The sequence below is a fragment of the Streptomyces sp. NPDC059917 genome, from assembly GCF_042730635.1.
GTDB lineage: Bacteria > Actinomycetota > Actinomycetes > Streptomycetales > Streptomycetaceae > Streptomyces.
This window is the reverse complement of the sequence record NZ_JBHWLC010000005.1, coordinates 106990-127510: the sequence shown is the minus strand read 5'-3', so window position 1 is coordinate 127510 and position 20521 is coordinate 106990. Positions and strand designations below refer to the sequence as shown.

Sequence of the window (20521 nt, the reverse complement as noted above, 5' to 3'; positions counted from 1 at the left end):
TCCGGAGCAGGGGGCGAGGAGGCCTCACATGGCTACCGAATTCGATGCGCGGACGACCGGCCACGCGGGCGGCGACGCCCGGGCCCCGATCGTCGTCCGCGTGGCCGGTGAGATCGACATCCAGCACGCGGGCGAGCTGGAGAGCCTCATCACCGCGGCCCTCGCCGACGCGGGACCCGCGACGGAAATCGTCGTGGACCTGAGCAACTCGTCCTTCTGCGATTCCTCCGGCCTGAACGCCCTCCTGCGCGCGCGTGAAGCCGCCTCGCGGAGCGGGCGCGTCCTCAGCCTCGCGGCCCCCAGCCACCAGATGCTGCGGCTGCTCGACCTGACCGGTACCGCCCCGCTCTTCCCCCTCCGCCCGGCCGTCGTGGGTTGACCGCGGCCCATCGGGCCGAGCCCGTGGCGCGAGCGGCGTCGGACGCTGCGCGGCGCCCGCTCGGCCCACCGCGCCGGGGCGGCCCGGTCTTCCGCCGCGCGGGGGCGACCGGTTCGGGCGCCCGGCCGGGGGCAGACGCGCGGGCAGCGTGTCCCGCGAGCCCCGACGATACGGAGCAGTCCCGTGATGGAGCCCACCCGGCAGACCGGACGGCCGGACCAGCGCAGCTACCGACGGGCGGCGGACTACGTCGCCGCGGCCCTCGTCTTCTTGCGGGAGAACGTGCTCCTGACGGAGCCGCTTCGGCCCGAACACGTCAAACCGAGGCTGCTGGGCCACTGGGGCACCTGTCCCGGCATCACCATGGTCTACGCGGCCCTGAACACCCTGGTCCGTGAGCGCGACGCCGACGTGCTCCTGGTCACCGGGCCCGGTCACGGGGCGCCGGCCCTCCACGCCAACCTCTGGCTCGAAGGCACCCACGAGGCGTACGACCCCGCCCTGGCCAGGACCGCGGCCGGGCTGCGCGAGCTGGCCCGTCGCTACTGCGCGCCGGACGGTTTCCCCAGCCACCTCTCGCCGTCCGTCCCCGGCACCCTCCACGAAGGCGGTGAACTCGGCTACGCACTGGCGACCGCCTTCGGCGCCGCCCTGGACGCGCCGGACCGGATCGTCGCCTGCGTCGTCGGTGACGGCGAGGCGGAGACCGGACCCACCGCGGGCGCCTGGCACTCGCCCAAGTTCCTCGACCCGGTGACCGGGGGAGCGGTCCTGCCCGTCCTCCACCTCAACGGCTACAAGATCTCCTCGCCGACGGTGTTCGCCACGATGTCGGACGAGGAACTGACGGCGCTGTTCCGCGGATACGGCTGGGCCCCGCGGATCGTGGACGTCAGAGGCGACGTACCGGGCGAGCCCCTCGACGAGGCGGTCCTCGACGCGCACGCGACGATACGCGACCTCCAGTGCCGTGCCCGGTCCGGCGACGTGCCGGCCCGCCCGGCCTGGCCCATGATCGTGCTGCGGAGCCTCAAGGGGCAGGGCGCGCCCGCCGAGGTCGAGGGCAAGGCCGTCGAGGGCACCTTCCACGCCCACCAGGTGCCGCTTCCCGATGCCGCCGACGACCCGGAGCAACTGCGGGCCCTCGAAGGCTGGCTGCGTTCCTACCGGCCCCAGGACCTCTTCGACGCCGGGGGACGGCCCGTGCCGGACGTCCTGGCCTGCGTCCCGAAGGGCACCGCGCGCATCGGCGCCCAGCGCGCGGCGAACGGCGGCCACCTGCGCCGCCCGCTCCCGCTGCCTCCGCTGGAACCGTACGCCGTCGACGTCGCCCAAGGCCCCGGCACGGCCACCGCGAGCCCCACCCGCGTCCTCGGCGACTGGCTGGCGGAGCTGATGCGGGCCACCGCCGCCGAGCGCGACTTCCGCGTCGTCTGTCCCGACGAACTGGCCTCGAACAAGCTCGACGCCGTCCTGTCGGCCAGTGGACGTGCCTACACGTGGCCGGTCGAGGAGTACTCCGAGGACCTCACCCGCAGCGGCCGGGTGATGGAGATGCTGTCCGAACACAACTGCCAGGGCTGGCTCCAGGGCTACCTCCTCACCGGACGGCACGGCCTCTTCCCCACCTACGAGGCCTTCGCCTCCCTCGTGGACAGCATGGTCAACCAGTACGCGAAGTGGTTGAAGACGGCGCGCGAGGTTCCCTGGCGCGCCCCGGTCAGCAGCCTCACGTACCTCCTCAGCAGCGAGGGATGGCGCCAGGAGCACAACGGGTACAGCCACCAGGGACCCGGTTTCATCAACAACCTGCTCGACCGGAAGAGCACGGTCACCGGCGTCTACCTGCCGCCCGACGCCAACACGCTGCTGGTCACGATGAGGGAGCTGCTGGACGAGACGGGAAAGGTCAACGTCGTCGTCGCGGGCAAGCACGACGCCGCCCAGTGGCTCGACCTCGACGCCGCGCGCGCCCACTGTCGCGCCGGCGCCTCGCAATGGACCTGGGCGAGCACGCACGCGGGCCGGCACCCGGAGGTCGTCCTCGCCTGCGCCGGGGGCATCCCCACGGTCGAGTCGCTCGCCGCCGCGGACCTGCTGCGGCGCGACCTGCCCCGGGCCAGGATCCGCTTCGTCAACGTCGTCGACCTCTGCGCCCTCGCGCCGCCGGACCGCCACCCCCACGGGATGCCGGACGACCGGTTCCGCGACCTGTTCGGCGACGACACGCACGTCGTGTTCGACTTCCACGGCTACCCCTCCGCCGTGCACCAGCTGCTCCACGGACGCCCCCGCCCCGATCGGTTCCACGTCCGCGGATACGTGGAGGAAGGCACCACGACCACCCCGTACGACCTGCTGGCCCTGAACGGAACCTCGCGGCACGATCTGGCCGTCGCCGCCCTGAGGCACCTTCAAGGTCGCCACCCCGGGGCCGCGGCACTCGCCGAGGAGTACACCGACCGCCGCGACCGGCTGCGCGCGGAGCTGCGCCGTACCGGCACCGACCCGGCCGAGATCACCCGATGGAGCTGGCCGGCATGAGCGAGGCCGCCCTCGTCGCACCGCGCGGGCGCGGGCGCGCTCCTGAAGACTCCCCGGTCGAGCGAATGACCCGTCCGGGCCAGGGCAGGCGCAGTACACGCCTTCGCCGCGCGGGGCAACGCGAGAAGCAGCGCCCGCAGGGGTCAACGGGGGCCCGAACCAACCGAGTTCGGGCCCCTTCGCCCAGTGGCCGCCGCCCGTCCCCGAGCGGAGCGTCGACGGCGTCAGGGCCGATACGGCCGAGACCAGGGAGAGGACCCACCGATGACCGCCCATCCCCACGGAAACGCATCCGACCCCGGCGCCGCGGCACCGCGCCACCTGATCGAGCACGTCAGCGACCAGATCCGCGTGACGGCGGGGCAGGCCGCGCGGCTGGTGCGACAGAAGACGCCCGAGCCGGTCCTCGACACGACGGGCCAGGTCGCGACCGCGGCGAAGGGCAACCGCACCCCGCTGCTCGCCCTCGGCGCCGCCCTGGTCGTGTTCCTGCTGGTGCGCCGGGGCCGGGGGCGCAAGTGAAGGCATCGGCGATCGCGTACAAGCCGGTCGGCCTGGCCCTGGGCGCGGTCAGCGGCATGCTGGCCGCAGTGGCGTTCAAGCAGGCCTGGAAGCTGATCGAAGGCGAGGGCGACGCTCCCGACGCGACGGACGAGCACCGCTCGTGGAGGGAGATCCTCCTCGCCGCCGGTCTCCAGGGAGCCGTCTTCGCCGTGGTCAAGGCCGCGGTCGACCGCTCCGGAGCCGTGGCCACCCGCCGACTGACCGGAACCTGGCCCGGCTGATCCCGCCGGATCGGTCCCGCCACCCCGCCGCCCGGCCGCCCCTGAGGGCGAGGCCGGGCGGCGGGGCGAGGTGAGCGCTCACTTCATCCGGCGGCGGTCCTCCTCGCTCCAGGCCCGGGTGTCGCGGGGCTCGACGTAGGGCTCTTCTCCCCGGGGCAGCCCCCCGGCGATCGCCCGCCGGCGCACCATCTCCGCGTCGAACTCCAGCCCCAGCAGGACCGCGAGATTGCTGATCCACAGCCACACGAGGAAGACGACCACCCCGGCGATGGCGCCGTAGGTCTTGTTGTAGGAGGCGAAGTTGGCGACGTAGAACGCGAAGCCGACCGAGGCGACCAGCCAGATCAGGAGGGCGAGGAAACTGCCGGGGGTCACCCACTTGAAGCCGCGGCCCTTCGCGTTGGGCGCGGCCCAGTACAACAGCCTGATCATGATCGTGACGAGCAGTACCAGCACCGGCCACTTCGCGATCGACCACACCGTCAGCGCGCCGTCACCGATGCCCAGGAGGTCGCCCGCCCGCCGGGCCAGGGTGCCGGTGAAGACGACGATCAGCGCGCTCGCACAGGCGAGCGCCATCAGCGTCACGGTGAGCGCCAGGCGCAGCGGCAGCACCTTCCACACCGGTCGCCCCTCGGGCACGTCGTAGACCGCGTTGGAAGCGCGGATGAACGCGGCGGTGTAGCCGGAGGCGGACCACAGCGCCAGCACCAGGCCCACGACGGCCATCACCGAGCCGACACCGCTACGGGCCTGCAACCGCGCCACCGCGTCGCCGATCACGTCCCGGGCCGACCCCGGAGCCAGCTGCCGCAGGGCGTCCAGCACCTGCCCGGTCACCGCGTCCCCGGCCGTGCCCAGCAAGGACACGAGCACGAGGAGCGCGGGGAAGAGCGCCAGCACGCCGTAGTAGGTCAGCGCCGCGGCGCGGTCACTCAGCTCGTCGTGGGTGAACTCCGCGGCCGTCGCGCGCAGTACGGCCCACCAGGACCGCCCAGGCGGCTCGGATGCCGGTTCTTCGGCACGCTCCGCCGGGTCGCCCTGCTCGCGTTCCGGGGCACCGGGGGCCGTCATGCCGCTGTCCTGCCGGGCGCGACGGCGGAGCGGCGCTCCTTCTCCGACAGCCCGCCCCAGACTCCGTAGGGCTCCGCCACGCGCAGCGCGTGCTCCAGACAGCGGGCGCGGACGGGGCACGCGGCGCACACGGTCTTGGCGGTCTCCTCGCGCTCCTCGCGCTCCGGACCGCGTTCCCCCTCGGGGTGGAAGAAGACCTCCGACCCCACCCCCCGGCACGCGGCCTCCATCTGCCATATCCAGTGGTGTTCGGCCCTCCCGGGCAGATGCGACACCTTCGCCATTCCGATCGTCTCCTACCGCCGGGCCCTGCGGAACACGCGCTCCACCCGCTCGTCTGGCCACGAACCCGGTTTCGAAACGTGAGCGGCGAGCCGCGCCGCCGCCCCGGCGGACGGACCGGCGGCCGTGAGCCCGCCATTCGACCTGCGGAGATCCTCGATTGGCGGCGCCGTGGCAGGGGTAGGCGCAGCGTGTCGGACAGCCTGGTCCGGTGGGTCGCGGCGGCGGCACCCGATCGCCGTCGTCCCGTGTGCCGTGCCGCCCACGGGTGCCCACCGGGCCGTGCGCGGCACGGGTCGCGCGCTTGACGGCCCGCGCTGCGCAGCGGACGCGGCCGTGACGGGCTCCTCAGGAACGGCGGGCGGCCATGCGCGTCCTCACCTTTGAGGTCGAGCTCACCGAGCAGTCGGCGGAGCGGGTGGTGGTGTCCGTCACCGGCGACATCGACTACCACACCTGCCCCATGGTCACCGCGGTGCTGGACACCCTGGAACTGTCGGGTCGGACCCTGGTGCTCGACCTCGGACGGAGCACGTTCCTGGGGACCAGCGCACTGCACGTCCTGCTCGCGCTGCGCGCCCGCGCCATCGAGGAGGAGTGGACGCTCGAACTGGCCGATGTTCCCCACCAGGGACGACGCGTCCTGGATCTCACCGGAACCCGCAGTCTGTTCACCGTCGGGACCAGTCGTCGACATGGTCGACGGGAAGCGGGGCAGGTGCGGGGCATCTGACGGTTCGACGCACGGGCGGCAAGATGCGAAGCGTAGGCGTGGAAGAAGAGCTGCTGCTCGTGGACGCACGGACGGGTGCCCCGATGGCGGTCTCCGGGGCGGCCCTGGCGGCGGCGGACCGCTCGGCACCGCGGCGCCCGGACACGGTCGGCCCGGATCACGCGTTCGAGAAGGAACTGCAGAAGGAGCAGTTGGAGTTCGCCACCGAACCGGCGGTGGACATGGGCGGGCTCCAGCAGGAGATCCTCCGCATCCGCGCCGAGGCGGCCCGGCACGCCGCGAGCGCGGGCGCCCTGGTGGCGGCGGTGGCGACGTCGCCCCTGGAGGTGCAGCCGTCGCTGAACGTGGGCTCGCGCTACCGGTGGATGGGCGACCAGTTCGGGCTGATGGTGCAGGAGCAGCTGACGTGCGGCTGTCATGTCCACGTGTCGGTCGCCTCCGACGAAGAGGGCGTCGCGGTGCTGGACCGCATCAGGCCCTGGCTGGCCGTGCTGACGGCGATGAGCGCGAACTCGCCCTTCTGGCAGGGCGAGGACAGCGGGTACGGGAGCTACCGGAGCCGCGTGTGGAACCGGTGGCCCTCCGCGGGCCCGGTCGACCTCTTCGGCTCGGCCGATCGCTACCACGAGCAGGTCCGCGCGATGATCGACACCGGGGTGCTGTGCGACGAAGGCATGATCTACTTCGACGCCCGCCTGTCGGCCACCTACCCCACCGTGGAGGTCCGGGTCGCCGACGTGTGCCTCGACGCCACCACGCCCGTCCTCCTCGCCGCCCTCGTCCGCGCCCTGGTCGAGACCGCGGCCCGCGCCTGGCAGGACGGCCGGCCGCCGGCCAGGATCGGTACGAACCTGCTGCGACTCGCCTCGTGGCGAGCCGCGCGCTCGGGACTGGACGGACCCCTGCTGCACCCCGTGACCATGCGCGAGACGTCCCCCGAGCAGGCCGTCGAAGCCCTGTTCCGGCACGTGCGCGAAGCGCTGGAGGACCACGGGGACGCCGAGCGCGTCCGGGAGTCCATCTCCCACCTGCACGAACGCGGGAACGGTGCCCGCATCCAGCGCAGGCTGCGCGCAGAAGGACGGAGCCTGGCGTCCGTCGTCACCCGGTGTGCGGCGATGACGGTCGGGACGTGACGGGCGGGGCCCGGGATCCTCACCGGTGCCGGGTGAGCGAGCGGACGAGGACGAGCAGGGCGAAGCCCATCACGAGCAAGTGGACCCAGGAGGGACCGATCACCTGAGCCATGGACAGAGAGGTGTGTTGAGGGAGCGTCATATCGCGCTCCTGCCCGCGAAGAGCGGTTCGATTCCCCTCGATCCGGGTCCCGGTCCGGCCCCCGCGCCGGACCGCCCCGCTACTTCTGCCCGTCCTCGTCCGCCTCGCGGGCCCCCTCGGCCTGTGAGGGAGTGCTGCGCTGCGTCTGCGGGTGGCGCTGCCTTCGCTGGGCCTCGTCCATGTCCTCGTCGAGCCGCTCGCCCTCGGCCTGTGAGGGGGTGGAGTACTCGTCGTACTGGCTCATGGCAGTTCCCCGCCTTCTGGGACTCGGACGCTCTCGCCACAGCTGTATTTCGGGACATAAGCAGCGTAACGCCGGAGCGGACTCATCCGCCCGTCGCGTCGGGCCGGGCTTCCTCGGAGGAGCGGGAGTCGGTCAGGCTCAGCGCGCCGCCCGCGGCGATCACCCCGACGACGACCGCGAGCAGCGCGTACGTGATCCGCTCGCCGCGGAAGAACGAGGCGACCAGCTCACCGCTCCAGGTGCCGTTCGGCAGCCGGGTCGTGACCAGCAGCGCGATCAGCGTGCCCACCGCGGCGGTGCCGAGGCTGGAGCCGACCTCCTGGGCGGTGTCGTTGAGGGCCGCGCCGATGGAGGTGCGGTTGCTCGGCATGGCGTCGACGAGCGCGACCGCGCAGATCGTCATCACGGTGCGCAGACCGACGGTCATGACCACCATGCAGAGCGCGATGACGGCGTACCCGCGGTCGACGCCCCAGGCGAGGCCCGCGAGCGCCCCGGCCAGGCAGGCCGAGCCGATCAGGCAGGCGATCCGGTGGCCGAACCGGCGTGCGAGCCATTCCGACAGGGGGGTCGCGGCGATCATCGTCACGATGATCGGCAGATTGGCGAGGCCGGCCCGCACCGGGCTCCATCCGTAGGCGTACTGGAAGTGCAGGATCAGTCCGAACATCACGCTGGCCATCGCGATGGACGTCCCGATCTGGGCGAGGGCGGCGCCGCGCACGGTGCCGTCGGAGAAGAGGCGCAGGTCGAGCATGGGCGCGGCGCTCCGGCGTTCGTGTGCCACGAACGCGATCGCGGCCACGACGGCGCCCGCGATGGACCCGAGGGTGGGCGCCGAAGCCCAGCCGTGCTCGACACCGCTGGTCAGCGCGTAGCAGGCGAGCCCGATGGCGCTGACGCTGAGGAGGGCGCCCGGCAGGTCGAGCCGGTCGGCGGTCAGGTCCTCGGGGCGGTCGGCCGGGACGCCGAGCCGGACGCCGACGCAGGCGACGAGCGCGATCGGAGCGTTGACGACCAGCAGCCACTCCCACCGGACGTGCGCCAGCGCGGTGCCGCCGAGCAGCGGCCCGAGCACGAAGCCGGACATACCGACGACGATCATCACCGTCATGGCGCGCATCCGCAGGGCCTTGTCGTCGAACAGGCGGAAGACCAGCGAGTTCGTGATCGGGGCCATCGCGGCGGCGGCGACACCGAGCAGGGCGCGCAGGGTGATGAGTTCGCCCGCCGAGGTCACGAGGACGGCGCACAGGCTCAGCGAGCCGAACACGGTGAGTCCCACCAGCAGCACCCGGCGCCGGCCGAGCCGGTCGGCCAGCGATCCGGCGGTGAGCAGCAGGCCGCCGAAGGTCAGCGAGTACGCGCCGGTGACCCACTGCAGCGCGGTCGTGCCGCCGCCGATGTCGCGGCCGATCGTGGGGAGCGCGATCGAGAGCAGCGTGTTGTCGACCATCTCGACGAAGAAGGCCAGGCAGAGAGCGGTGAGGGGGATCCACGCGGCGCGTAGGGACGGATACGCGGACGGTGTGCGGGGCGGCGACGGTGATGTGGCGGTCTTCATGGGTTCCTCCGATCGAACGCGGTTCGAGTATCGAACAGCGTACGATCGGGTACGATAGAACAACGTTCGATGCGATGCAAGACGCGAAAGGATGGACGCCATGGAGCGCCCGCAGAACCGCCGGGGCGGCGCGACCCGCCGCCGCGCCTCGCATTCGATGGAGGCCGTGCTCACCGAAGCGGTGGCCCTCCTCGACGAGGCCGGGGTGCCCGCGCTGACGTTCCGGGCCCTCGCGCAGCGCCTCGGCGGCGGCGTCGCCAGCATCTACTGGTACGTCGCGAGCAAGGACGAACTGCTCGACCTGGCCACCGACCACGTGATCGGCGCGGTGCTGGCGGACATCGAGGGGCTCCCGGGTGGCGACGACCCCATCGACGACCTCCGCGCGATGGCCGTGACCCTCTTCGACGCGATCGTGGAGCGTCCCTGGCTCGGCGCGTACTTCATGCGCAACACCACGCTCCAGTCGAACTCCCTGCGCCTGTACGAGGAGCTCGGCCGCCAGACCCTGCGCCTCGACCTGACGGCGCGCCAGCGCTTCCACGCGGTCTCGGCCATCGCGGGCGTGGTCGTCGGTTCCGCCGTCGACCTGGGTCAGGAGCCGCCCCAGGAGGTGCGCGACGGCGCCACGGACCGCGACGAATACCTCGGCCGGTTCGCCCAGACCTGGCGCGAGCTCGACCCCGAGGAGTTCCCGTTCGTGCACGAGATCGTCGACGAGTTCGACGGCCACGACGATGCCGAGCAGTTCCGCTCCGCCCTGGACCTCACCCTCGCGGGGCTGCGCCTCCAGGCCGGGGCCTGACGCGCGGCGCCTCAGCCCCGCCTGATCCGCTCCAGGATGTCGACGGCGCCTTGGGCGAGGAGGTCGTCCGCGACGCAGGCGCCGAGCTTCTCCGGGGCGTCGAGCGGCCCCTCTCCCGACGCCGTGACCTGCCGGGTGCCGTCCAGTGACGTCACGGTGGCGCAGAGGCGGAGGAGCCCGTCGGGGCCCACCCGTCCCCAGGCGCCCACCGGGACCGAGCAGCCTCCGTGGAGCTCCGCCAACAGGGCGCGCTCGGTGCGTACGCACGCGTCGGCGTGCGGATCGCCGGTCCGCTCCAGGAGCCTCGCGGCCGGTGAGCCGACGCGGACCTGGATGCCGAGCGCGCCCTGTCCCGGGGACGGCGGGAAGACGGCGGGGTCGAGGACCTCGTGCACCTCGGGCATCAACCCGAGCCGGTTCAGTCCGGCCGCGGCGAGCACCACCGCGTCGAGGCCGCCCCTGGTCGTCCGGGCGAGGCGTCCGGGAACGTTGCCGCGGATCGCGACCACGTCCAGGTCGGGCCGCAGCGCGAGCAGTTGGGCGACCCGGCGCGGAGCGCCGGTTCCGACCCGGGCCCCCTTCGGGAGGCCGTCGAGCGTGGCTCCGCACAGGACGTCCCGTACGTCCTCGCGCGGGCCGGGGGTGGTCAGCAGGAGGGTGCCCTCGCGCACGGAGGTGGGGAGGTCCTTGAGCGAGTGCACGATCACGTCCACCCGCCCGGACACGAGCGCCGCTTCCTGGTTCGTGGAGAAGGCGCTCCCCCCGGCGGTCCTGGCGACCTCGGCGAGCGTGGGCGTCACCCGGTCCTGATCGCCGCCTTCGAGGATGGTCTCGCGTTTGAACGTGACCTCGGGGAACCGCTCGGCGATCGGTGCGAGCCACTCCGTGACCTGCTGCCTGGCGAGCTTGCTCGCCCTGGAGCCGATTCGGATCACGTCACCCATTCGCCCCAACTCCACGCATCCGAGAGCTTGTTGGTCACTCATGCTACGTGCGTCGGCGGCCTCGGCTTTCCGACAGGATGTCACCAAGAAGAGCCCCCGCGGGGCGCCCGGCCGCACCGGGTGGTGCGGCCGGGCGAGCGGGCCGGACCACCCGGCGGGGGAGTGCCTACGGGCAGGTGGCCAGGACGATGGAGATGACGGTGCAGGTGGCGGTGCCGGTGTCGTTGGCCGCGACGGTGTCGACGGGTGCGGAGGCCGTGCGCACCCCGGTGACCTGGACGGATCCGAGGGACAGGAGGTTCAGGGGGACGCGGAAGGACTTCACGGCGCTGGCGCCGTTGGCGAGGGCGCCGTAGGCGCACGTCACGTGGTTGGCCGTGCTGGTGCAGCCGGAGGAGAGGTGGGTGGCGCCGGCGCCGGGGGGCAGGGTCGCGGTGAGGGTGGCCGAGGTCACCGGGTCGGGGCCGTTGTTGCGGGCGGTCAGCGTGTAGGTGAGGTAGGGCACGAGGATGCCCAGGTGGGGCTGGCCGGCGACGGTGACGGCGATGTCGGCCGCGGGGTCGACGTAGGTGAACCGGTCCGCGCTCCCGGTCGGGCTGGTCCCGCCGGGAGTGGTCACCTGGACGTCGACCGTGCCCGCCGCGTGCGCCGGGGAGGTGGCCGTGCAGGTGGTGTCGGTCGGGCAGGACACGGCGGTCGCCGGGTTGCCGGTGCCGAAGGTGAGGGCGGTGGCGCCGCTCAGGCCGGTGCCGTGGACGGTGACCGGGGTGCCGCCCGCGGTGGGTCCGCTGCCGGGGGCGACCGAGGTCACGACCGGCGGGGCGACATAGGTGAACCGGTCGACGGCGGACGTCGGGCTGGTGCCGGCCGGGGTGGTGACCGTGACGTCCACGGTGCCCGCGGCGTGGGCCGGGACGGTCGCGGTGACGGTCCGGTCGTTGACGACGGTGACGCCGCTGGCCGCGGTGGTGCCGAAGCGCACGGCGCGGGCCCCGGCCAGGCCGGTGCCCGTGATGGTGACGGTCGCCCCGCCGGAGGCCGGGCCCTCGCTGACGCTGAGGCCGGTCACGGCCAGGGGCGAGGGGGTCACGGCGATGCCGAACGGGGTGTTGCCCACCGCGACGGTGCCGGTGACCGTGTTGGTCGCGGTGTCGATCACCGAGACCGTGTTGGCGCCGGAGTTGGCGACGTAGGCGTTGGCGCCGACCGGGTCGGCGACCACGGTGACGGGCGCCCTGCCGACCGGGACGGCGCCGGTGACGGTGTTGGTGGCGGTGTCGATCACCGAGACCGTGTTGGAGTTCGCGTTGGCCACGTAGACGTGGGCCCCGTCGGGGGTGGTCGTCACCCCCTCGGGCCCGCCGAAACCGCCGAGGATGGCGGTGATGGTGTCGGTGGCGGTGTCGATCACCGAGACGCTGTTGCTGTTGAAGTTGGCGACGTAGGCGCGGGCTCCGTCGGGGGTGACGGCCACCGCCGCGGGCGTCCTGGCACCGGGGTCGGTGATGGTGGCGGTGACCGTGCTGGTGGCGGTGTCGACGACCGAGACCGAACTGCCGACGAAGTTCGCCACGTACGCCTTGGTCCCGGCGGGGGTGAACGCGATGCCGAAGGGCTGGTTGCCGGTGGTGAACGTCGAGGCGACCGTGTTCGTGGCGGCGTCGATCACGGTGATCCCGCCGACGCCCGCGGCGACGTTGTTGCCGACGTAGACCAGGGAGCTGTCCGGGGAGACCGCCAGCGGACCCGGTATCTGGCCGACGGGGATGGTGGCGGTGACGGTGTTGGTGGCGGTGTCGATCACCGAGACGGTGTTGTCCCCGTCGTTGGCGACGTACACGCGGGAGGCGTCGGGGGACTCGGCCACGCCTTCGGGGAACCTGCCGACGGGGATGGTGGCGGTGACCGTGCTGGTGGCGGTGTCGATGACCGAGACCGAATTGCCGCGCAGGTTCGTGACGTAGGCCATCCGGCCCCCGGCGTTCGCCCGGGCGGGCGTCCCGGCCAAGGCGGTCAGGCCGGTCAGTACCAGGGCGGCGGAGCAGGCCGCGGCGATCAGGGGCCGGTGCCCGTAGCGGCGCGTCCGGCGCGAGGGCCGGGCTCCGGGCGTGCGAGAAGACGTCACTGTCTCTCCTTCCGAGGGCCGCACCACGACGGCGGGAACCGGAGGGCCCCGGGAAACCGCAGCGGTGCGGTCGCACAGGACGGCCCCACGGCCCGCGGCGTCCTCGTCGCCCCGCCGCTCTCCCGCCCCCGTACACCACCGCCGCCCGTCCGGGCCACGACAGCGAGCGCCTCGTGCACCCGCAGGACGGGCACGGCGAAGCGCTCCCATGTTTTCAATGATCCGAGGGGAAATGAGCCCACTTGTCGAACCATGTCGAAGATGACCGAACGGGTTCTCTTTTGGAAGACATTGACGGGCGAGAGGGGCGTGACGGTCGGATGCGGCGATCATCGCCGCGGCACGGAGCCCGGTCAGGCCGTGCGGGGCGGCGCCGTCCGCTCGTGCGCCAGCCGGAGCGGGCTGCCGACCGCCGCGCAGAAGTCGGCCAGGCCCACCGCCAGCGCGGCGCGCGAGGCCGGCGGCATCGCCGCCATGGCCGCGGCCAGTGCCTCCTGACGACGGCCGCGCAGGTCCGCCAGGTAGGACCGCCCGGCGGGCGTCAGGGCCAGCAGGACCTCGCGGCGGTCGCCCGTCCCGGGGTGCCGCTCGACGAACCCGACGGCCTGGAGGCGGTCGCACAGCCGGGTCACCGACGGAGGGGCGGCCTCCAGCAGCCGCCCCAGCTCCCGCAGGTTCATCTCCCCGTTCCCGTCGATCAGGAACAGCACCCGTGCCTGTGCGGAGGAGACGGGCGGCGCGCTGGCCGTGTCCCGGCCGCGCTCCCAGATCACCGCCAGCATCTCGATCAGCTCGCTCGTCTCCGCCACCGCGACGTGCGCGGTTGCCACGGAGGGCCGGGCGGAGCGGATCTGCCGCTGGCTCATGTGACACTCCCTACCGGAGATTCGTACGTCCCGCTCGTGCGGGCGGGTTGTTTCGTGGTCCTCCATTCTTAGCATTCGCGCGAGAGGTAGGTAGTGGTCCGGTGGCTGGAGTCGACGTGGTGGGCGGCGATGAGGGGCGCGCGTTGCGGGGGGCGGCCCCCCACGAGCTGTTCGACGCGGTACATGAGCTGCTGCTCCGGCAGCACGGCGCGCACGGCGCCGAACTGCTGATGGCGGACTACGCCTCGGCCCGGCTCCAGCCCTTCACGCAGGAGCCCTTCACCGTCGAGTCGCTGCCCGCGCAGCAGGGCCCCGCGGGCCGGGCCTTCGGCTCCCAGGAACCGTACGTCGCCCCGGGGCGGGCGGACGACCCCGCGGGTCCCGGCCCGGGCGGCGTCGTCGTCCACCTGCCGGTGAGCGTGCGCGGGGACCGCCTCGGAGTGCTGAGCGTCACCTACGCCGCCGGCGCCTACGACCGCTCGCGGCTCGGGCCGCTCCAGGAGGTGGCCGAAGCGCTCGGCCACGAGATCCTCGTCGCCGACCGGGACACCGACGTGTTCCTCCAGGCCAGGCGGGCCCGGCGGCTGACCCTGGCCGCCGAGATGCAGTGGCAGCTGCTGCCGGGGCGCTCCTGCTCCCGTCCCGAGTACGACCTCGGAGCCCAGCTCGATCCCGCCTACGCCGTCTTCGGAGACAGCTTCGACTGGTCGTCCGGCCCCGACCACCTGACGCTGACCGTCAACAACGGCATGGGCGAGGGGATCGACGCCGCGCTGCTGACCAATCTCGCCGTCAGCGCCCTGCGCAACGCCCGGCGGTCCGGCCTCGACCTCGCCGACCAGGTCGCCCTGGCCGACCAGGCCGTATTCGGCCAGTACCACGGCCGCGTGCACCTGGCGATGCTGCTGCTCCGGTTCTGCCTGGACACCGGCGAGGTCCAGGTCATCGACGCCGGATCGCCGCGCGTCTGGCGACTGCGCGCGGGCGTGGTGGAGGAGGTGGTGCTGGAGGCGCAGCTGCCGCTCGGCATGTTCGAGGACACCGTCTACTCCTGCCAGAGCTTCCGCGTACTGCCCGGTGACCGGTTGTTCTTCCTCAGCGACGGCGTCTACGACGTCCTCTCGCCGGGCGGCGAGCGCTACAGCCTGCACGCCCTGGCCCGCGCCGTCATGAACACCCGGCTGCTGCCGCCCTCGCAGGTGCCCCGCGCCCTCCTGGAAGAGCTGGCCGGGCACCGGGGCGGCGTGGAGATCGTCGACGACGCCATGGTGGTCTGCCTCGACTGGCACGGTCGGCCCGACCCGGGGCCGCTCGCACCCGGGGGAGAAGGCCAGTAATTGACTTTCTGAAATATTGCCTTGAGGCAAATGATCGAACTAAGCTGGCGCCGGCGCAATCGGGCGTCCAGGTGTCCGCGCTCAGCGGTGGGAAGGACTAGCGCGACACCATGGGGAGCACCATCGGAGTGGGTCCGCAACGGCGTACGGCCGCTCCGGCACAGCAGCAGACCGCGTTCCCGCCCCGCCGGGCCCCCGCCGAGGAGACGGACGAGTCCCTGGCGCTCTGGAACGGCGTGCCGCCGTACATCCTGCTCATCGAGGACGACGAGGGCGACGCCGTCCTCGTCGAGGAGCTCGTCGAGGACAGCGGCATCGACGTCCGCCTCGGACGGGCCCGCTCCCTCGCCGACGCCCTGCGCCTGCTGGAGGCCGAGGCACCCCAGTGCGTCCTGCTCGACCTGCACCTGCCCGATGCCCAGGGCCTCGACGGCCTCAAGGAGGTCCTGGGCGTCTGCGCGGAGGCCGCGGTGGTCGTCCTGACCGGGCTCTCCGAGGAACGGGCGGGCCTGGGCGCGGTCGCCGCCGGAGCCCAGGACTACCTGGTCAAGGGGCGTCTGGAAGCCGACGTCTTCATGCGGGCCATCCGCTACGCGATCCAGCGCAAGCACACCGAGCTCGCCGCCGTCGCCGTACGGTCGGGCATCCTGCGCGCCGAGGAGAACGCCCGTCTCGAACGCGGTCTGCTGCCCACGCCCCTCCTGCTGGAGGACCCGGTCGAGACCGTCCATGTCTGCGCCCGCTACCAGCCGGGACGCGCCCAGACACTGCTCGGCGGGGACTTCTACGACGTCGTCCAGACCGCCGACGGAGCCACCCACGCCGTCGTCGGCGACGTCTCCGGACACGGCCCGAGCGAGGCGGCCCTCGGCGTGTGCCTGCGCGTGGCCTGGCGGGCCTTCGTCATGGCCGGTGCCCGCGGCGCCGAACTGCTCCGGCTCCTCGAACAGATCCTGCTCGCGGAGCGCTCCGGCGCGGAGATCTTCACCACCCTCACCGCACTGACCCGGGCCGCCGGAGCGGACTCGGTCTCCGTACAGCGCGCCGGCCACCCCGGCTTCCTGGTGCGCTCACCGGGCGAGGTCGAGCTGCGCCTCGTCCCCGGCGGGCCCGCCCTGGGCATCATGCCCGGATGGGGTCCGGGCTGGCCCGTCACCGAAGTCCCCGTCGCGCCCGGCGGCGCCGTGATGCTCTTCACGGACGGCCTGATCGAGGGACGGATCGGCCCCGGCCCCGCCCGCCTCGACGAGGAGGGCCTCCTGGAGATCGCCCGCCGCCAGAGCGACCTGCCCGCCGAACCCTTCGTCGACTCCCTCATCCAGGCGGCGCAGGGCCTCGCCGCGGACTGGGGCGGCCTGGCCGACGACGTCGCCGTACTCCACCTCGAATGGAACGCCCCCACGTGAGCGACCCCGCAGAAACCGGAACCACCCCCGACAGGCGGACCCGGCAGGACCGCCACGGCCCGAGCCTGCAGACCTGGCTAAACACCGTGCTCGTCGTCCTGGCCCTCGTGGTCGTCGGCACGGGCGCGCTGGGCGCGACCCTGCTCTCGCACACCACCACCGCCGGGGACCGGCTCGTCGACGGGATCCTGCCCGCCCAACGCGACGCGCTGCGCCTGGAGACGGCCCTGCTGGACCAGGAGACCGGGGTCCGCGGCTACCTGCTCGCGGACGCCCCCGCACTGCTGGAACCGTACGAACGCGGCCTCGTCGAGGAGCGCACCGCCGTCGACCGGCTGAAGGGCGTCCTCGACGGCGGCGGCGACGGCGAGGCCGCGGAGCGCGCGGACCTGGCCGCCGTGGAGGAGGCCGCGCGCACCTGGCGGCAGGAGTTCGCGGAGCCCGCCGTCCGCGCCGTGCGCGAAGGCACGGCGCGGCCTTCGGCGCAGAGCGGCAAGGTCCGCTTCGACGAGGTGCGCCGCCGGATCGCCGCACAGCAGGAGCGGCTCGACACCGTCCAGGCCGAGGCCCGCACCACCTTCGGCGAGGCGCGCGAGCAGCGTGACCACATCCTGCTGGCGATCATCGTCGGCCTCCTGCTGGCGGCGGGCGGACTCGCGGTCCTGCTCCACATCGGCGTCCTGCGCCCGCTCACCCGGATCAGGACCGCCTCCCAGCGGGTGGCCGACGGCGCCTTCGACGAGGAGATCCCGTTCGCCGGTCCCTCCGACCTGCGGGCCCTGGCCCGCTCCGTGGAGGCGATGCGCCGGCGCACCGTGGCCGAGCTGCGCACCTCGCGCCGCAACGCCGAGCGGCTGGACCGCACAGCCGTGGAACTCGACGCCCAGGCGGTGGAGCTGCGCCGCTCCAACGCCGAGCTCGAACAGTTCGCGTACGTCGCCTCGCACGACCTCCAGGAGCCCCTGCGCAAGGTGGCCTCCTTCTGCCAGCTGCTGGAGAAGCGGTACGGGGACCAGCTCGACGAGCGCGGCACCCAGTACATCGGCTTCGCCGTGGACGGCGCCAAGCGCATGCAGGTCCTGATCAACGACCTGCTCACCTACTCCCGGGTGGGCCGGGTCCAGGACGGGTGCGAGCGGGTCGACCTCGACTCCACCCTCGACCGGGCCCTGCGCAACCTGGCCGCCGCCGTCGAGGAGGGCGGCGCCGAGATCAGCAGGCCCGAGCGGCTCCCCGAAGTGGTGGGCGACCCGACCCTGCTGACCATGCTGTGGCAGAACCTGGTGGGCAACGCCGTCAAGTTCCGCTCGCCCGACCGGCCCCCCAGGGTCGAGGTGGCGGTGGTCGACGACCCCGCGGCCGAGCCCGGCTTCGCGGCCTTCGCGGTCACGGACAACGGCATCGGCGTGCCGGCGGAGTTCGCCGACAAGGTGTTCGTGATCTTCCAGCGACTGCACAGCCGGGACGCCTACGGCGGCACCGGCATAGGCCTCTCGCTCTGCAAGAAGATCGTCGAGAACGCGGGCGGGCGCATCCGCATCGACACCACCCACGAGGCGGGCACCCGGATCGTCCTGACCCTCCCCGTCGCCGACGCACCGGACACCCCCGGCGAGGCCGAACCCTCCGCCCGGGCCACCCCTTCCGAAGGAACCGACTCATGAGCATCCCCGCCGACCGCCCGCAGGCCACCCCCGCCGAAGTCCTGCTCGTCGAGGACGACGCGGGCGACGAGCTGATGACCCGCGAGGCGTTCGAGGACAACAAGATCGGAAACGTGCTGCACGTGGTGCGCGACGGCCTGGAGGCGCTCGACTTCCTGTACCGCCGCGGCGCGCACACCGAGGCCCCCCGCCCCGACCTGATCCTGCTCGACCTGAACCTGCCCAAGTACGACGGCCGCCAGGTGCTCGAGCAGATCAAGACGGACCCCGAGCTGAACCACATCCCGGTGGTCGTGCTCACCACATCGGCGGCGGAGGAGGACATCCTGCGCAGCTACAAACTGCACGCCAACGCCTATGTGACGAAGCCGGTGGACCTCGACCAGTTCATCCGCGCGATCCAGCAGATCGACGACTTCTTCGTCACCGTGGTCAAACTGCCGCGCACGCACTGAACACGAGGGGAACCGAGATGACCGACCACCCGGCCACGAACACGGACACGCAGGAGTACGGCGGCCAGATGCCCGGCCGCGTCAGCGTGCGCACCGAGGTGGACGTGCGCATCGTCGTGATGGCGGGGGAGTTCGACATGGACACCGTGAGCGCACTGCGCACCGCGATGGCACCCGACGCACCCGGCGTCACCCGCTACGTACTGGACACGGCCGGGGTGACCTTCGTCGACTCGGCGGCCCTGGGCATCCTGCTGCGCCCCACCCTGGAGCGGCCCGTGGTCCTGGCGGGCACCGTACCGCCCCGGCTGGCCCGACTGCTGGAAGTCACCGGGGCGGACCAGGCGTTCGCCGTGGCCGCCAGCATCGAGGAGGCCGTGGCCATGCCCCTCGCGCCCCGGCACGGCTGATCCGGGACGATCGGAGCCCCGCCCCCGGTTTGAACTCCGCCATCGCGGCCATACGGGCGTCGAACGAACGTCGGCGTCCGCCACGGTCCCCCGCCCCGCACCCGCCGGACGGGGAGCGCGGCGGCCCAGGGGAGAGGGGCCCCCGAATGACCATGGCCGTGGAGGGCGCACCCGCGTCCGCAGGGAGCGCCACCGGGCCGTCCACCGAGGTCCCGGCCCGTGGAGCGTCCGCGTGAGCCTCACCCAGGACGTCCGCACCCCCGACGGGGACCCCGAAGCCGGAGCCCGCCAGGACGAGCGCATCCACCGCGTCCGGCGCCGCCTGGAGCGCCTGATCGGCATCGCCGCGACCGAGGGCAACCACGTGCGCCCGCTGCGCAACGGCGACGAGATCTTCACCGCGATGCTGGACGCCGTCGCCTCCGCCCGGCACACCGTCGACATGATGACCTTCGTCTACTGGAAGGGCGACATCGCCCGCCGCTTCGCCGAGGCGCTCGCCGAGCGGGCCCGCGACGGCGTCCGGGTCCGGCTGCTCCTCGACGGCTTCGGCAGCCGCCTGATCGAACAGGACCTGCTGGATCGGATGGAGCGGGCGGGCGTGCACGTCGCCTGGTTCCGCAAGCCCGCCTTCCTCTCGCCGCTCAAGCAGAACCACCGCTGCCACCGCAAGGTCCTGGTCGTCGACGAGCGGACCGCCTTCACCGGCGGCGTGGGCATCGCGGAGGAATGGTGCGGTGACGCCCGCAACCCGCGCGAATGGCGCGACACCCACGCCGAGGTGCGGGGGCCCGCCGTCGACGGGATCGCGGCGGCCTTCGCGCAGAACTGGGCGGAGTGCCACCCCGAGCTCTTCGACGCCCGGGACCGCTTCGTGGACCACGAGCCCGCCGGTTCGGCGGTCGTCCAGGTGGTCCGCGGCTCGGCCGCCTTCGGCTGGCAGGACATGCAGACGCTGATGCGGGTGGTCCTGGAGTCCGCCGAGGAGCGCGTGCGCCTGGCCACCGCCTACTTCGCCCCCGACCGCTACTTCGTCGACCTGCTCGCCGCGACCGCCCGCCGCGGCGTCACGGTCGAGATCCTGCTGCCCGGCCCGCACACCGACAAGCGGGTGTGCCAACTGGCCGGCCGCCACCACTACGAGCGGCTGACCGCCGCGGGCGTCCGCATCCACGAGTACCAGCCGACGATGATGCACGCCAAGATCCTCACGATGGACGGGATCGCCGCCCTCATCGGCTCGTCGAACTTCAACCGGCGCTCCCTCGACCACGACGAGGAGGTCATGCTGGCCGTGCTCGACACCGAGTTCACCCGGACCCTGGACGCGCACTTCGACGACGACCTGCGCGAGAGCACCCGGATCGGCCCGGCCCGCTGGCGGCGCCGCTCCGTGCTGGAACGCGCCCGGGAGCTGTCCGTGCAGCCGGTGCGCCGCTTCCTGTGAGGCGCCCTGAGGCCTCAGCCCAGGCGCAGCACGGCGACGACGGTCTTTCCCCCGTCGTGCGCACGGCACTCCACGCGCGCGGCGAGCCGCTGGACGAGGGGCCACCCGTAGCCGCCCGGCCGCTCGGTGGTACCCGTGCGCGACACGGGGAGCCGCGGGCTGGCGTCGGCCACGACAGG

22 protein-coding genes are annotated in these 20521 nt (G+C 73.0%); 13 read left to right on the top strand and 9 right to left on the bottom strand.

Going from position 1 to position 20521, the window contains the following annotated elements; translation table 11 throughout:
• Positions 1-28: 28 nt before the first annotated feature.
• The 4 genes from ACFWAR_RS04860 (at position 29) to ACFWAR_RS04845 (ending at position 3708) form a co-directional block, all read left to right on the top strand.
• Positions 29-379 carry an STAS domain-containing protein gene (locus ACFWAR_RS04860; protein ID WP_385773093.1) on the top strand — a complete coding sequence of 117 codons (351 nt, stop codon included), beginning with the start codon at positions 29-31 and terminating at the stop codon, positions 377-379.
• A gap of 186 nt (positions 380-565) precedes the next feature.
• Positions 566-2923: a phosphoketolase family protein gene (locus ACFWAR_RS04855; protein WP_385773247.1), complete on the top strand. Its 2358-nt coding sequence runs from the start codon at positions 566-568 to the stop codon at positions 2921-2923.
• 264 nt (positions 2924-3187) lie between these two features.
• Entirely contained in the window at positions 3188-3445 is a 258-nt protein-coding gene (locus ACFWAR_RS04850; protein ID WP_385773091.1) for a hypothetical protein, read from the top strand.
• Positions 3442-3708, top strand: a complete 267-nt coding sequence (locus ACFWAR_RS04845) for a DUF4235 domain-containing protein (RefSeq protein WP_385773089.1) — start codon at positions 3442-3444, stop codon at positions 3706-3708. The genes ACFWAR_RS04850 and ACFWAR_RS04845 overlap by 4 nt, the downstream gene beginning before the upstream one ends.
• Before the next feature lie 78 nt (positions 3709-3786).
• Here the strand turns inward: ACFWAR_RS04845 and ACFWAR_RS04840 are convergent, their stop codons facing one another.
• Together ACFWAR_RS04840 and ACFWAR_RS04835 are read right to left on the bottom strand one after the other, a co-directional pair.
• Entirely contained in the window at positions 3787-4782 is a 996-nt protein-coding gene (locus ACFWAR_RS04840; protein ID WP_385773087.1) for a YihY/virulence factor BrkB family protein, read from the bottom strand.
• Positions 4779-5066 (bottom strand): WhiB family transcriptional regulator, encoded by a 288-nt coding sequence (locus ACFWAR_RS04835; protein ID WP_385773085.1) that lies wholly within the window; start codon positions 5064-5066, stop codon positions 4779-4781. Before ACFWAR_RS04835 ends, ACFWAR_RS04840 begins: the two co-directional genes overlap by 4 nt.
• Positions 5067-5431: 365 nt before the next feature.
• On the opposite strand from ACFWAR_RS04835, the gene ACFWAR_RS04830 reads away from it, so the two are divergent.
• Together ACFWAR_RS04830 and ACFWAR_RS04825 are read left to right on the top strand one after the other, a co-directional pair.
• A complete protein-coding gene (locus ACFWAR_RS04830; protein WP_385773083.1) occupies positions 5432-5797 on the top strand; it encodes an STAS domain-containing protein in 366 nt (121 codons plus the stop codon).
• Positions 5798-5820: 23 nt separating this feature from the next.
• Entirely contained in the window at positions 5821-6933 is a 1113-nt protein-coding gene (locus tag ACFWAR_RS04825; protein ID WP_385773081.1) for a glutamate--cysteine ligase, read from the top strand.
• A 19-nt stretch (positions 6934-6952) separates the two neighbouring features.
• On the opposite strand, the gene ACFWAR_RS04820 is transcribed toward ACFWAR_RS04825, so the two are convergent.
• The 3 genes from ACFWAR_RS04820 to ACFWAR_RS04810 form a co-directional block, all read right to left on the bottom strand.
• The gene (locus tag ACFWAR_RS04820; RefSeq protein WP_385773079.1) at positions 6953-7075 is read right to left on the bottom strand and encodes a hypothetical protein; all 123 of its coding nucleotides are present in this window, start codon (positions 7073-7075) and stop codon (positions 6953-6955) included.
• Between the two features lie 79 nt (positions 7076-7154).
• Positions 7155-7319 (bottom strand): hypothetical protein, encoded by a 165-nt coding sequence (locus ACFWAR_RS04815; RefSeq protein WP_385773077.1) that lies wholly within the window; start codon positions 7317-7319, stop codon positions 7155-7157.
• Between the two features lie 82 nt (positions 7320-7401).
• On the bottom strand, positions 7402-8883 hold the full coding sequence (locus ACFWAR_RS04810) for an MFS transporter (RefSeq protein ID WP_385773075.1): 1482 nt from the start codon (positions 8881-8883) through the stop codon (positions 7402-7404).
• A gap of 157 nt (positions 8884-9040) precedes the next feature.
• On the opposite strand from ACFWAR_RS04810, the gene ACFWAR_RS04805 reads away from it, so the two are divergent.
• Positions 9041-9688 carry a TetR/AcrR family transcriptional regulator gene (locus ACFWAR_RS04805; RefSeq protein WP_385773245.1) on the top strand — a complete coding sequence of 216 codons (648 nt, stop codon included), beginning with the start codon at positions 9041-9043 and terminating at the stop codon, positions 9686-9688.
• A gap of 11 nt (positions 9689-9699) precedes the next feature.
• Here ACFWAR_RS04805 and hemC read toward each other — a convergent pair whose 3' ends face one another.
• The 3 genes from hemC to ACFWAR_RS04790 form a co-directional block, all read right to left on the bottom strand.
• On the bottom strand, positions 9700-10632 hold the full coding sequence (hemC, locus tag ACFWAR_RS04800; protein ID WP_385773073.1) for a hydroxymethylbilane synthase: 933 nt from the start codon (positions 10630-10632) through the stop codon (positions 9700-9702).
• Positions 10633-10798: 166 nt separating this feature from the next.
• Positions 10799-12757, bottom strand: coding sequence for an IPT/TIG domain-containing protein (locus ACFWAR_RS04795; protein ID WP_385773071.1), 1959 nt, complete (start codon positions 12755-12757; stop codon positions 10799-10801).
• A gap of 353 nt (positions 12758-13110) precedes the next feature.
• Positions 13111-13623 (bottom strand): MarR family winged helix-turn-helix transcriptional regulator, encoded by a 513-nt coding sequence (locus ACFWAR_RS04790; protein ID WP_385773069.1) that lies wholly within the window; start codon positions 13621-13623, stop codon positions 13111-13113.
• Between the two features lie 101 nt (positions 13624-13724).
• On the opposite strand from ACFWAR_RS04790, the gene ACFWAR_RS04785 reads away from it, so the two are divergent.
• From ACFWAR_RS04785 to ACFWAR_RS04760, 6 genes are all read left to right on the top strand, one after another.
• Positions 13725-14960, top strand: a complete 1236-nt coding sequence (locus tag ACFWAR_RS04785; RefSeq protein ID WP_385773067.1) for a PP2C family protein-serine/threonine phosphatase — start codon at positions 13725-13727, stop codon at positions 14958-14960.
• Between the two features lie 110 nt (positions 14961-15070).
• Positions 15071-16366 (top strand): PP2C family protein-serine/threonine phosphatase, encoded by a 1296-nt coding sequence (locus tag ACFWAR_RS04780; RefSeq protein ID WP_385773065.1) that lies wholly within the window; start codon positions 15071-15073, stop codon positions 16364-16366.
• Positions 16363-18030, top strand: coding sequence for an ATP-binding protein (locus ACFWAR_RS04775; RefSeq protein WP_385773063.1), 1668 nt, complete (start codon positions 16363-16365; stop codon positions 18028-18030). The genes ACFWAR_RS04780 and ACFWAR_RS04775 overlap by 4 nt, the downstream gene beginning before the upstream one ends.
• On the top strand, positions 18027-18485 hold the full coding sequence (locus tag ACFWAR_RS04770; RefSeq protein ID WP_385773061.1) for a response regulator: 459 nt from the start codon (positions 18027-18029) through the stop codon (positions 18483-18485). The genes ACFWAR_RS04775 and ACFWAR_RS04770 overlap by 4 nt, the downstream gene beginning before the upstream one ends.
• Positions 18486-18502: 17 nt before the next feature.
• On the top strand, positions 18503-18895 hold the full coding sequence (locus ACFWAR_RS04765; RefSeq protein WP_385773059.1) for an STAS domain-containing protein: 393 nt from the start codon (positions 18503-18505) through the stop codon (positions 18893-18895).
• A gap of 232 nt (positions 18896-19127) precedes the next feature.
• Complete coding sequence (locus tag ACFWAR_RS04760; protein ID WP_385773057.1) at positions 19128-20342, top strand: phosphatidylserine/phosphatidylglycerophosphate/cardiolipin synthase family protein; 1215 nt, start codon at positions 19128-19130, stop codon at positions 20340-20342.
• 14 nt (positions 20343-20356) lie between these two features.
• Here ACFWAR_RS04760 and ACFWAR_RS04755 read toward each other — a convergent pair whose 3' ends face one another.
• Positions 20357-20488, bottom strand: coding sequence for a hypothetical protein (locus tag ACFWAR_RS04755; RefSeq protein WP_385773055.1), 132 nt, complete (start codon positions 20486-20488; stop codon positions 20357-20359).
• Positions 20489-20521 lie beyond the last annotated feature (33 nt).

Coding starts and splice junctions, on each gene's coding strand:
- ACFWAR_RS04860 (WP_385773093.1), top strand. CDS start 29: ATGGCTACCGAATTCGATGCGCGGACGACCGGCCACGCGGGCGGCGAC.
- ACFWAR_RS04855 (WP_385773247.1), top strand. CDS start 566: ATGGAGCCCACCCGGCAGACCGGACGGCCGGACCAGCGCAGCTACCGA.
- ACFWAR_RS04850 (WP_385773091.1), top strand. CDS start 3,188: ATGACCGCCCATCCCCACGGAAACGCATCCGACCCCGGCGCCGCGGCA.
- ACFWAR_RS04840 (WP_385773087.1), bottom strand. CDS start 4,782: ATGACGGCCCCCGGTGCCCCGGAACGCGAGCAGGGCGACCCGGCGGAG.
- ACFWAR_RS04835 (WP_385773085.1), bottom strand. CDS start 5,066: ATGGCGAAGGTGTCGCATCTGCCCGGGAGGGCCGAACACCACTGGATA.
- ACFWAR_RS04830 (WP_385773083.1), top strand. CDS start 5,432: ATGCGCGTCCTCACCTTTGAGGTCGAGCTCACCGAGCAGTCGGCGGAG.
- ACFWAR_RS04825 (WP_385773081.1), top strand. CDS start 5,821: ATGCGAAGCGTAGGCGTGGAAGAAGAGCTGCTGCTCGTGGACGCACGG.
- ACFWAR_RS04820 (WP_385773079.1), bottom strand. CDS start 7,075: ATGACGCTCCCTCAACACACCTCTCTGTCCATGGCTCAGGTGATCGGT.
- ACFWAR_RS04815 (WP_385773077.1), bottom strand. CDS start 7,319: ATGAGCCAGTACGACGAGTACTCCACCCCCTCACAGGCCGAGGGCGAG.
- ACFWAR_RS04810 (WP_385773075.1), bottom strand. CDS start 8,883: ATGAAGACCGCCACATCACCGTCGCCGCCCCGCACACCGTCCGCGTAT.
- ACFWAR_RS04805 (WP_385773245.1), top strand. CDS start 9,041: ATGGAGGCCGTGCTCACCGAAGCGGTGGCCCTCCTCGACGAGGCCGGG.
- hemC (WP_385773073.1), bottom strand. CDS start 10,632: ATGGGTGACGTGATCCGAATCGGCTCCAGGGCGAGCAAGCTCGCCAGG.
- ACFWAR_RS04790 (WP_385773069.1), bottom strand. CDS start 13,623: ATGAGCCAGCGGCAGATCCGCTCCGCCCGGCCCTCCGTGGCAACCGCG.
- ACFWAR_RS04780 (WP_385773065.1), top strand. CDS start 15,071: ATGGGGAGCACCATCGGAGTGGGTCCGCAACGGCGTACGGCCGCTCCG.
- ACFWAR_RS04770 (WP_385773061.1), top strand. CDS start 18,027: ATGAGCATCCCCGCCGACCGCCCGCAGGCCACCCCCGCCGAAGTCCTG.
- ACFWAR_RS04765 (WP_385773059.1), top strand. CDS start 18,503: ATGACCGACCACCCGGCCACGAACACGGACACGCAGGAGTACGGCGGC.